At 74.3% G+C, this 10543-nt stretch carries 11 protein-coding genes; 3 read left to right on the forward strand and 8 right to left on the reverse strand.

The genetic code is table 11. The annotated features are described in order from the left end of the window. Window positions 1-222: 222 nt before the first annotated feature. Together PSR1_RS17825 and ispH are read right to left on the reverse strand one after the other, a co-directional pair. Entirely contained in the window at window positions 223-1929 is a 1707-nt protein-coding gene (locus tag PSR1_RS17825; RefSeq protein WP_059438796.1) for a 30S ribosomal protein S1, read from the reverse strand. A 218-nt stretch (window positions 1930-2147) separates the two neighbouring features. After that, window positions 2148-2984, reverse strand: coding sequence for a 4-hydroxy-3-methylbut-2-enyl diphosphate reductase (gene ispH / locus PSR1_RS17830; RefSeq protein ID WP_059438797.1), 837 nt, complete (start codon window positions 2982-2984; stop codon window positions 2148-2150). A gap of 146 nt (window positions 2985-3130) precedes the next feature. On the opposite strand from ispH, the gene PSR1_RS17835 reads away from it, so the two are divergent. Further along, window positions 3131-4438: an alpha/beta hydrolase-fold protein gene (locus PSR1_RS17835; protein WP_059438798.1), complete on the forward strand. Its 1308-nt coding sequence runs from the start codon at window positions 3131-3133 to the stop codon at window positions 4436-4438. A 36-nt stretch (window positions 4439-4474) separates the two neighbouring features. Beyond that, the gene (locus tag PSR1_RS17840) at window positions 4475-5443 is read left to right on the forward strand and encodes an alpha/beta hydrolase-fold protein (RefSeq protein ID WP_059438799.1); all 969 of its coding nucleotides are present in this window, start codon (window positions 4475-4477) and stop codon (window positions 5441-5443) included. A gap of 12 nt (window positions 5444-5455) precedes the next feature. On the opposite strand, the gene PSR1_RS17845 is transcribed toward PSR1_RS17840, so the two are convergent. Both PSR1_RS17845 and cmk read right to left on the reverse strand, forming a co-directional pair. After that, window positions 5456-6109: a hypothetical protein gene (locus PSR1_RS17845; protein ID WP_059438800.1), complete on the reverse strand. Its 654-nt coding sequence runs from the start codon at window positions 6107-6109 to the stop codon at window positions 5456-5458. After that, window positions 6106-6858, reverse strand: a complete 753-nt coding sequence (gene cmk, locus PSR1_RS17850; RefSeq protein ID WP_059438801.1) for a (d)CMP kinase — start codon at window positions 6856-6858, stop codon at window positions 6106-6108. Before cmk ends, PSR1_RS17845 begins: the two co-directional genes overlap by 4 nt. Before the next feature lie 98 nt (window positions 6859-6956). On the opposite strand from cmk, the gene PSR1_RS17855 reads away from it, so the two are divergent. After that, the gene (locus tag PSR1_RS17855; RefSeq protein WP_059438802.1) at window positions 6957-7349 is read left to right on the forward strand and encodes a hypothetical protein; all 393 of its coding nucleotides are present in this window, start codon (window positions 6957-6959) and stop codon (window positions 7347-7349) included. Here PSR1_RS17855 and PSR1_RS17860 read toward each other — a convergent pair. From PSR1_RS17860 to PSR1_RS17875, 4 genes are all read right to left on the reverse strand, one after another. Next, window positions 7333-8301 carry an acetyl-CoA carboxylase carboxyltransferase subunit alpha gene (locus tag PSR1_RS17860; RefSeq protein WP_059438803.1) on the reverse strand — a complete coding sequence of 323 codons (969 nt, stop codon included), beginning with the start codon at window positions 8299-8301 and terminating at the stop codon, window positions 7333-7335. The genes PSR1_RS17855 and PSR1_RS17860 overlap by 17 nt on opposite strands. Before the next feature lie 171 nt (window positions 8302-8472). Next, window positions 8473-9126, reverse strand: a complete 654-nt coding sequence (locus PSR1_RS17865) for a hypothetical protein (RefSeq protein WP_237758117.1) — start codon at window positions 9124-9126, stop codon at window positions 8473-8475. A 124-nt stretch (window positions 9127-9250) separates the two neighbouring features. After that, the gene (miaA, locus tag PSR1_RS17870) at window positions 9251-10165 is read right to left on the reverse strand and encodes a tRNA (adenosine(37)-N6)-dimethylallyltransferase MiaA (RefSeq protein ID WP_059438805.1); all 915 of its coding nucleotides are present in this window, start codon (window positions 10163-10165) and stop codon (window positions 9251-9253) included. Further along, on the reverse strand, window positions 10165-10543 hold a 379-nt coding region (locus PSR1_RS17875), incomplete at its 5' end, for a hypothetical protein (RefSeq protein WP_059438806.1). The genes miaA and PSR1_RS17875, both read right to left, overlap by 1 nt.

Consider the following 10543-nt stretch of genomic DNA (forward strand, 5'->3'; position numbering starts at 1 on the left):
CCCCCAGCGCGGCGGCTCGGGCCGCGCCGGCGATCCCGGCCCGGTCGCCCCGGGCTGCGGCTCCTGGGGGCCGACCGGCGTCGTGGGGAGGGGCTCGTTGGGATCGCTGGGGTTCATGGTCGGGTCAGGTAAGCACGCGGCCGGGGGGGTCGCAACCGGCAAAAAGGAAGCGGGCGGCCCGCTCGCGCAGGCCGCCCGCAGGTGCTCCGGTCCGCCGGGAGGCTACTTCCGGCGGTTGAACTTCTCCATCAGGTCGCCGAGGCGGGCGCGCCCGTCGCCCTGGCGGCGCAGGTACTCGCGGTAGTCGTCCTCGCCGCCGTCGCGGTTGAGCGCCTTCATCGAGAGCGCGACCTTGCGGTCCTGGAGGTCCATGTCGATGACCTTGACCTCGACCTCCTGGCCCTCCTGCACCACGTCGCGCGGGTTCTCCACGCGCTCGTCCTTCATCTCGGACACGTGCACCAGGCCCTCGATGCCCGGCTCGATCTCGACGAACGCGCCGAAGTCGGTGACCTTGGTGACGCGGCCCTTCACGCGGGCGCCCACCGGGTGACGCTCGGAGAGCGTGGTCCACGGGTCGACGTGCGCCTGCTTGATGCCGAGGCTGAAGCGCTCGTTCTCGACGTCGATGTTGAGCACCACCGCCTCGACCACGTCACCCTTCTTGAACTTCTCGCCCGGGTGCTTGATGCGCTCGGTCCAGGAGATGTCGGACACGTGCACGAGGCCGTCGATGCCCTCCTCGACGCCGACGAAGATGCCGAAGTCGGTGACGTTGCGGACCTCGCCGCGGATCGTCGTGCCGATCGGATACTTGTCCTCGAGCAGCGTCCAGGGGTTCGCCTCGATCTGCTTCATGCCGAGGCTGATCCGCTTGGCCTTCGGGTCGATGTCGAGCACCACCGCCTCGACCTGATCGCCCACGTTGACCAGCTTCGAGGGGTGCTTCACGCGCTTCGTCCAGCTCATCTCGGAGACGTGGACGAGGCCCTCGACGCCCTGCTCCAGCTCGATGAACGCGCCGTAGTCGGTGAGCGAGACCACCTTGCCCTTGACGCGCGTGCCGACCGGATACTTCTCGTCGGCGCGGTGCCACGGGTCCTCCTGGATCTGCTTGAGGCCCAGGCTGACGCGCTCGGAGGTCGGGTCGAACTTCAGGACGACGACGCGGACCTCCTGGCCGACCTCGAACATCTCCGACGGGTGGCCGATGCGGCCCCAGCTCATGTCGGTGACGTGCAGCAGGCCGTCGATGCCGCCCAGGTCGATGAAGGCGCCGTAGTCGGTGAGGTTCTTGACCACGCCCTTGAGGATCGCGCCCTCCTTCAGGTTCTTCAGGGTCTCCTTCTTCAGCTCCTCGCGCTCCTTCTCGAGGAGGACCCGGCGCGACAGCACGATGTTCCCGCGCTTCTTGTTGAACTTGATGACCTTGAACTTGAACTTCTCGCCGATCAGCTTGTCCAGGTTCCGGACCGGCCGGATGTCCACCTGGGAGCCGGGGAGGAACGCCTTCACGCCGATGTCGACGGAGAGGCCGCCCTTCACGCGCCCGACGATGACGCCCTCGACGAGCTCGTCGCGCTCGCACGCGGCGGAGATCTCGTCCCAGATGCGCATCTTGTCGGCCTTCTCCTTGGAGAGGACGACCATCCCGGTGTCGTTCTCCCGGGACTCGACGAGCACCTCGACCTTGTCGCCCACCTTCACCGCGGGCTCGCCGCCGGGGGCGGTCGAGAACTCGGAGATGGGCACCTGGCCTTCGGACTTGTAGCCGATGTCGATGACGGCGTAGTCCTTGGTCAGCTGGATGACGGTGCCGTTGACGACCTTGCCCTCCTCGATCGGACCGGCGCTGGCCTCGCTCTGCGCGAACAGCGTGGCGAAGTCCTCGGTCTCGACCTCGGGCGTGCGGGGAGTCTGATTCTCCATTCGGTTAGGCCAACCTTTTGTCGGGAAGCGCCGGCGCCCGTCGGATCTCGGGGCTGGATCGTGCCGGCGTTGCCACTGCGTTGCCCCCTGGGTCTGGTGCTTCGCGCCGCGCCCCCGGGGATCGAGAGGCCGTCGCGCGCCGGGCGTACCCCGGCCCACATTCATTACGGAGTGCGCACGCTACACGTCCGAAATTGCAGCGTCAAGGCGGGCCCGGGCTAGCGGAGCGCCCGCAGCCAGGACGCCACCCCCTCGACCACCCAGTCCGGCGTCGAGGCCCCCGCCGAAAGGCCGACCACCCGGCAGCCGTCGAACCACGCCGGCTCGAGCTCGGCCTCGGTCTCGACGTGCCAGGTGCGCGGCTGGATGGCGCGGCAGATCTCGGCCAGGTGGCGCGTGTTGGCGCTGTTCTTCCCGCCCACGACCACCACCGCGTCCACCTCGCTGGCGAGCGCCCGGGCGTCCGCCTGGCGCTCCTCGGTGTCGTTGCAGATGGTGTTCACGGCCCGGACCTCCTTGTGCCGGAGGGCCAGGACGCCCACCACCCGCTCGAACTCGGCGCCGATGCAGGTGGTCTGGGCGATGACCGCGACCTTCTTCGCCTTGATCTCCGGCACCGGGCCGCCCGGCTTCACCACCGTGCACGGCTGCTCGGAGTACGAGATCACGCCCTTGATCTCGGCGTGGTTCGCGTCGCCGACGATGACGATGTGGTAGCCCTCGCGCGAGAGCCGCTGCGCCATGGCCTGCGGGTACTTCACGTAGGGGCAGGTGCCGTCCACCACCTCGAGCCCGCGCGCCTCGGCGCGCTCCAGCTCCTCGCGCACCGCGCCGTGGGTCCGGACCACCACCGTGGTCCCGTCGGCCACCTCGCCGATGCCCATCACGGTCCCGACACCCTTCTCGCTGAAGCGGGCGACCGCCTGCGGGTTGTGGATGATGGGCCCGAGCGTGACGACGGGCGCCCGGTGCTGGTCGGCGACCTCCATCACCTTGTCGACGGTGCGGCGCACACCCCAGCAGAACCCGGCGGTCTTCGCGATCTTGACGTCCACGGCGCTTCTATATAACGGCGCACCCCTCGGCGGCCAGCAACCCGCCCCCTCCATCCGTGGCGCACCGCAGGGGTTGTCCCCTCGACTCCGAGTCACGAAGTTCGCAGGGCGGGCCTCTCGCCCCTGGACCGCCCTGGAGGAAGGCGATGCGAACCCTCGGAGCCGTGGCCACGCTGGCGGCGCTCACCCTCTCCGGCGGCGCCGCGGCGCAGGCGACGCCCTCGCCCGCCCCCGCCCCGGCCGGCGACGCGCCGGCCGAGCCGTCCGGCGCGTTCCGGATCCGCTCGGCGGTGCTCGGCGAGGAGCGGAGCTTCGTGGTGCTCGCGCCGCCCGGCTACGCCACCTCCGGCCGCCGCTACCCGGTGGTCTACTTCACCGACGGGAGCCCCAGCCTGGCGGTGCTCGCCACCGTCACGCGCTTCCTGGCGCAGAACGGGCGCATGCCCGAGGTGCTGCTGGTCGGGATCGACCACGCGGACCGCATGCGCGACCTCACCCCGTCGCCGGGCCAGTTCGAGGGGGCGCCGCCCGCCGTGTTCAAGACGTCCGGCGGCGGCGAGCGGTTCCTGTCCTTCGTGCAGGACGAGCTCGTCCCGCACGTCGAGCGGACCTACCGCACCGAGCCGTTCCGCATGCTGGTGGGGCACTCGCTGGGCGGGCTGCTCGCGGTGCACGCGCAGCTGGCGCGGCCCGGCCTGTTCCAGGCGACGCTGGCGCTCGCGCCGACGCTCACCTGGAACGGCGACGAGCCGGTTCGGCGCGCCCGCGAGGCGCTGGCCGGCAGCGGGCGGCCGCGCGGGGTGCTGGTGATCGTCTCCCCCGAGGACGGCCCGGAGGCGGCGAAGCAGGCGAAGGCGCTGGTGGGCGCCGCGGGCGCCGCGGGCGGCGGCCTGCAGGTCACGGCGCTGGACCTGCCGGGCGAGGATCACTGGTCGGTGGTGCTGGAGGGCGCGTCCCGCGGCTTCAAGGAGGTGTTCGCCGGGTGGACGATGCCCGCCGCGGTGGGCGCCATCGGGCCGCGCGGCGGGCTCCCCGCGGTCGAGCGCCACTACGCGAAGCTGTCGGAGCGGCTCGGGTGGACGGTCCACCCGCCCGAGCCGGTGGTGGAGGCCGCCGGCCGCCAGGCGATCCGCGACGGGAAGCTCGACGACGGCATCCGCGCCCTGCGGCAGAACGCGGCGTGGTACCCGGCCAGCGCGGAGGCGCACGACGTGCTCGGGATGGCGCTGGCCCGCGCGGACCGGCTCGACGAGGCGAAGCGCTCGTTTCGGACCGCGCTCGATCTGGCCGAGCGGGCCAAGGACCCGGGCGCCGCCGCCTACCGCGCGCACCTCGAGGCCGCGACCGCGCGCTCCCCGATCCGCGAGTTCAACCCCACCTGGCCGGGCCTGCCGAATTCGTGCGGCAAGGCCGGGGACCGGAGCTGGGAGGATCACCACCACCACGGCAACTGAGGTTCGCCGGAGCACCCGCCGCACGAGGAGCGTCCCATGGCCCATCCGTCGCTCGCCGCCGCGCTGATCCTCCTGTCCTCCCTGGCCGGGCGCACCGCCGCGGCGGCGCCGGACCGGGTGGTGGAGCTCCCGTCGCAGGCCGGACCCGCGCTGCGGCTCACGGTGCGCGTGCCCGACGCCGCGCCCGGCGCGCGCCTCCCGGTGATCTACCTGGCGGACGGCGCGCGGGATCTCGCCGCCGTCGACGCGGCCGCTCGAGGGCTGGCGCGCCGCGGCGAGATGCCGGAGGCGATCGTGGTCGCGGTCGAGCGCGCCGAGGCCGGCGCGACGCCCGCGGCCGCCGCCGGCTCCGCGGCGGCCTCCGCCCCGCCGGCCGTCGAGGCTGCGCTGGCGCGCGAGGTGGCGCCCTGGGTCGAGGGCAACCACCCGGCGGCGGCGCTGCGGATCGTGGCCGGGCGGGGACCGGCCGGCGCCGCGCCCGAGGGCTGGCGCGCGCTGCCGCTCGCCGGGGCCGCCGCGCCCGAGGTGACCGCCGCCGCGGTGGCCGGGCTCCGCGGCATCTTCGAGGGCTGGGGCATGCCGGTGGCGCGCGGCGACGTCGGCCCGCACGGCGGGGCGGCCGCGGTCGAGGCGCACTACCGCGCGCTGTCGGCGCGGTTCGGGTGGGAGGTGCCGCCCCCGGAGCCGGCGCTGCGCCTCGCCGGGCTCCAGCAGGCCAGGGACGGCGACGCGGCCGGCGCGCTCCGGACGCTGGAGCGGAACGCCTCGCTCCACGCGGCCGTGCCGGCGGCGCACGGGGTCCTGGGGCAGGCGTACGAGGCGGGCGGGCGCCCCGGCGACGCGCGGCGCGAGTACCAGTCCGCGTGGGAGCTGGCGCGCAAGGCGAAGGACCCGCGCGCGGCCGACTACGAGAAGGCCTACCAGCGCGCGGTGGCCGAGGCCGAGCGCGCCTTCTCCGGCACCTGCTCCAGCCCGCCGTCCCGCCTGACCACCCCCGGGCGGTGAAGGCGGGGCCGGTCAGGCCTTCTCGCCGACGAAGCGGTCCTTCTCGTCCTTGAACAGGACGTTGAACGTCGTGAGCGAGCCGTAGCAGCGGGTCACGTACTGCTGCAGCTCCACCTTCTCGGCGTCGCTCAGCTTGTCGGTCGCGTTGACCTTCTGCTCCAGCACCCGCAGCCGGTCGCGGATCATCACGATCTTGTGGAACAGGCTGTCGAGCGGGATCTCCTTGGGCGCGGTGCCGGGATCGCCGGGCTTCAGCACCACCGTGCCGCCCTCCCACTTGGGCGCGAGCGGGACGGGCACGTCCTCGCGCAGCGCCTCGCGGATGGCCTGGGCGAACTCCTCTCGCGTCATGTCGGTCAGCTCCTCGGGCAGGGGGACGGAGATCGCGGGCGCCGGCGCCGCAGCGTGGCCCGGGGCGCGGTGCACGACCACGGTCGGTCCGGCCGCGCGCGCGCGGCGGCGCGCCGGCTCGGGGGGCGGCGCGGCGGGGATGGCGGCCTCGCGGGAAAGGTAGCGCTCGCAGACGGGCGCGGTGCCGGGGAAGTCGCCGGTGCGCACGCCGAGGCGGCACGGGCCGATGGGGCCGCGCGCGTCCTCCAGGATGGGCCTCCACAGCCGGCAGCTGCCGCACTCCTTCGGCCCGTAGGTGCGCTCGCCGTCGCTCACGGCCGGCCCCCGCCCCGCCCGCGCCGGCGCTGGCGCGCGCGCACCTCGCGGGCGAGCGCGTCCACCACCGCCTCGAGCGGCGTGCCGCTCGTGTCCACCACCACGGCGTCGTCCGCCGGGCGCAGGGGCGCGATCTCGCGCTCGGAGTCCTGCCGGTCGCGCTTCAGCTGATCGGCGAGCACCTCCTCGAACGTGGACGGATCGCCCTTCGCCAGCAGCTCGGCGTGGCGCCGCCGCGCCCGCTCCTCGGGCGTGGCGACCAGGAAGAACTTGGCGTCGGCGTCCGGGAACACCACGGTCCCGATGTCGCGCCCCTCCAGCACCGCCCCGCGGTTCTCGGCGGCGAGCGCCAGCCGGCGCTGCAGCTCCAGCAGCCCGGCCCGGACCACCGGTCGGGCCGACACCTTGCTCGCCCCGAGCGACATGGGCGGGGTCCGGATCTCCACCGAGACGTCCTCCTCCCCGAGGAGGACCCGCTGGCCGCCGCCCGGCTGCCCGGAGGGCGCGAAGCGGATGGCGAGCTCCGGGAGGAGCCGGCCCAGGCCGGCGTCGTCGTCGAGCGCGATCCCGCGGAGCGTCGCGGCGAGCGCCACGGTCCGGTAGATGGCGCCGGTGTCCACCATCGCGAAGCCGAGCCGGGCGGCGAGCTGCCGGGAGGCGGTGGACTTCCCCGCGCCGGCCGGGCCGTCGATCGCGACGATGAACGGGCGGTGCGCGGGGGCGGGGCTGGAGCCCTGGGGGGCGGGCATGGGCGAACCCTTATACCCCTCTCCGCCGGGAGGCGCGACCGCGCCGAGGTCCCCCTTCGCGGACTGGCGTCGCCGGGCCCCGGCGCCACGATCGCGGGGTGCACGCCGCCGCCGCCGGCCTCGCCGCCCTGCTGCTCGCCGCCCCCGCCGTGGCCACGGCGCCGGAGCAGCCGGTGACGGTCCACCTCCGGCTGGACGAGCGGCCGCACGGCTCGCGGGCCGAGCGCGCGCGGGTCCGCGATCTCGAGTACGCGCTGATGGAGCGGCTGGCGGGCGGCGCCGGCCGGCTGGTCCGGGACGAGTGGCGCGACGGCTTCTGCGTGCTCCACCTGGCCGGCCCCGACGCGCGGGCGCTCTGGGCCGCGGTGGAGCCCGCGGTGCGCGCCGCGGGGCCGCGGCCCGGCTCCTACGCGGTGCTGCGGGCGGGCCCGGAGGGCGCGCCGGAGGAGCGGATCCCGCTCGGCGCCGGCGCCGTCACTCCTCCGAGGTGAACACGCCCATCGCCCGGAACTTGCGGTACCGGTCGGTGACGAGCTGCTCGGGGGTCAGCTTGCGGAGCTCGGCGAGGTGGCGCCGGAGCGCGTCGCCCACGTTCTTGGCGGTGAGCACCGGGTCGCGGTGCGCGCCGCCGGGCGCCTCCGCGATGAGCTCGTCGGTGATGCCGAAGCCGGCCAGGTCGCGGGCCGTCAGCTTCAGCGCGTCGGCCGACTTCTGCGCCTTGGTCGGGTCGCGGTAGAGGATGGCGCTGCAGCTCTCGGGCGAGATGACCGAGTAGATCGAGTACTGCAGCATGAGCACGCGGTTCGCGACGCCGAGCGCGAGCGCGCCGCCGGAGCCGCCCTCGCCGATGACCACGGCGATGACCGGCACCTCCAGCGACGACATCACCTCGAGGTTCACCGCGATGGCTTCGGCCTGGCCGCGCTCCTCGGCGCCGATGCCCGGGTAGGCGCCCGGCGTGTCGATGAACGTGATGACCGGCTTGCGGAAGCGGTTGGCGAGGTCGAACAGCCGGCGCGCCTTGCGGTAGCCCTCCGGCCGCGGCATGCCGAAGTTCCGGAGCATGTTCTCCTTGGTGCTCCGGCCCTTCTGGTGGCCGATGACCACCACCGGCTCGCCGTCGAAGCGGGCGAACCCGGACACGATCGAGTGGTCGGCGGCGAAGCGCCGGTCGCCCTCGATGTCGAAGAAGTCGGTGAACAGCTCCTTCAGGTAGTCGAGCGTGTACGGCCGCTGCGGGTGCCGGGCGAGCTGGACCGTCTGCCACCGGTCGAGATCGCTGAAGATCTCGGCCTGGAGCTTCCGGGCCTTCTTCTCCAGCTTCTGGATCTCCTCGCTGAAGTCGACCTTGGCGCCGCCGGAGAGCTCCTTCAGCTCGGCGATCTTGGACTCGAGGGCGAGGAGCGGGCGCTCGAAGTCGAGGGCGTAGGCTGGCTTGGACACGGACGGCTTATAGCACGGCCCCGCCGGAACGCACGCGCGCAGCCCACCGGCTTCTCAGCGCTTTTCGACGCGGCGCGCCAACGCCCGGCGACCTCGCACCAGCCCCGGAACGACACCGCGCACGCCCCGTCTCCGGAGCGTGCGCGGCTCGGGTTCGGCGGCGTCGCTGCCCTACTCGCAGCTGCAGTACGTGACGTGCGAGATGCCCTTGCCGTTCGGCGTCTGCAGCTCGTCGCCGGCGCTGACGCCCACGTACACCTTGTAGCAGAGGCCGGCCTTCACGAGCGCCAGGTCCGCGTCCATCGACGCCTCGTGCGTCAGGCCGCTGAGCCCGTCGTCCTTGCCGGCGGGCACGAGGCCGAAGTAGGCGCACTCGTTCCGCGGGTTGCCGAGGTTGCCGCAGAACGTCGAGCCGTTCTCCACGCCGCTCAGCTCTTCGCACACGGGCGGCGGCGGCGTGCCGCCGCACGCGGGGATGATGCCCGCGGGGATCTTGATGGTCGGCACGTACGACAGCGGCGAGGTCTCCACGATGGTGACCTGACCCGCATCGTAGTTCGACGGACCGCCCTGCGCGGTCAGGTCGATGCTGACGCTCCAGAGGCCGAAGTCGCCGGGCCACAGCATGAAACCGTACCAGCCTTGAGCAGTCGTCGGCTCGTAGGACGTCGACACGACGCTGCCCTGCGTGAACGTCAACACGGCCCCCGAGACCGCGATGGACTCATCCGACTCGCAGACGAGATAGCCCCACGCCTCGCGAGCGGACGCGGTGCGGGCGCCCAGGAGAATCATCAGAACTGCCGCCATGAACCCGAGCTTCATTCGACGCATGTTTCGCCCCCGTGGAACGTGAGACAACGTGCGCATCGTAGTCGACGGTGCGTCGCAGTGGGGAAGATCAGGCGGGTGTGGCGAAACCGACTCCTGCGTGCGCCGCGATCGCGGGTCACCCGGTCGCGGGACGTCCGTCCGCGATGCGCCGAGCCAGCGCGTCGACGTCGTACGGCGGGGCGATCCAGACGACGCCGCGCTCCTTGCGCAGCCAGATCACCTGGCGGCGCGCGTAGCGGCGGTGCGCGACCTGGACGCGCCGGATCGCCTCCTCGAGGTCGAGCTCGCCGCGCAGGTGCGCCGCCGCCTCCGCGTAGCCGATGGGCAGGCGGGCCGGCAGCGCGCCGCCGGAGCGCGCGGCGAGCGCGCGCGCCTCGTCCAGCAGGCCGCCCGCGAACATGGCCCGCACCCGGGCGTCGATGCGCGCGTGCAGCTCCGGGCGCGGCGGGTCGAGCGCGAGCAGCGCCGCCTCGTAGCGGTCCTCGCGGAAGGCGTGCGCCTGGTACAGCTCGGAGGGCGTCCGGCCGCCGGCCGCGATCTCCAGCGCGCGCACCACCCGCACCAGATCGTTGGGGCGGATGCGCGCCGCCGCGGCGGGGTCCACCGCCGCGAGCCGGGCGTGGAGCGCCGGCCGGCCGTCGCGCGCCGCCTCGGCCTCGAGGGCCCGGCGCAGCTCGGGGTCGCGCCCGGGCGCCTCCACCACGCCGTGCAGCAGCGCACGCACGTACAGCCCGGTGCCGCCCGCCACGATGGGCACGCGCCCGCGCGCCGCGATCCCGGCGATGGCCGCGTCGGCGAGGGCGGCGAAGCGGGCCGCGTCCATCCCCTCCCCCGGCTCGACGAGGTCGAGCAGGTGGTGCGGGGCGGCGGCGCGCTCCTCCGCGGTGGGCTTGGCGGTGCCGACGTCGAGCCCGCGGTAGACCTGCTGCGAGTCGGCGTTGACGATCTCGCCGCCGAGCCGCCGCGCCAGCGCGACGGCGAGCGCGGTCTTGCCGGACGCGGTCGGCCCGGCGACCACCACCAGCCGCATCAGCGGGCCCCGGCGCCCCGCGCCTCGAACAGCCCCGGCACGAGCGACGCCGCGCGCGCGAGCAGCGGCTCGAGGTCCTCCGGCAGCGGCGCGGCCGCGGAGGCGACCGGCACGCCCGCCGCGCCGAGCAGCCGGACCGTCAGGCGGAGCCCGCCCGACGCGTCGCGCTCCAGGCGCGCCAGCACGCGGCGATCCGCCTCGAGCGCCTCGGCCACCGTGCGCGGGCAGTCCTCGCCCTGGCAGGCGCCGAGCGCCTCGGCGCGCTGGACCACCTCCAGCTCGGGGGCGCCGTCCGGGCAGATCGCGTCGGCGTGGGCCGCCTCGGCGACCGCCGCGCAGAGCCGCTCGGTGACCGCCCCGACGAGCGCGGCCGCGACG

This window comes from Anaeromyxobacter sp. PSR-1, assembly GCF_000964525.1.
GTDB lineage: Bacteria > Myxococcota > Myxococcia > Myxococcales > Anaeromyxobacteraceae > Anaeromyxobacter.

What these genes read in the sequence shown, in the direction of transcription:
- PSR1_RS17865 (WP_237758117.1), bottom strand. Translation starts at nt 9,126, where the DNA reads ATGAAGCTCGGGTTCATGGCGGCAGTTCTGATGATTCTCCTGGGCGCC.
- miaA (WP_059438805.1), bottom strand. Translation starts at nt 10,165, where the DNA reads ATGCGGCTGGTGGTGGTCGCCGGGCCGACCGCGTCCGGCAAGACCGCG.
- PSR1_RS17835 (WP_059438798.1), top strand. Translation starts at nt 3,131, where the DNA reads ATGCGAACCCTCGGAGCCGTGGCCACGCTGGCGGCGCTCACCCTCTCC.
- PSR1_RS17825 (WP_059438796.1), bottom strand. Translation starts at nt 1,929, where the DNA reads ATGGAGAATCAGACTCCCCGCACGCCCGAGGTCGAGACCGAGGACTTC.
- cmk (WP_059438801.1), bottom strand. Translation starts at nt 6,858, where the DNA reads ATGCCCGCCCCCCAGGGCTCCAGCCCCGCCCCCGCGCACCGCCCGTTC.
- PSR1_RS17840 (WP_059438799.1), top strand. Translation starts at nt 4,475, where the DNA reads ATGGCCCATCCGTCGCTCGCCGCCGCGCTGATCCTCCTGTCCTCCCTG.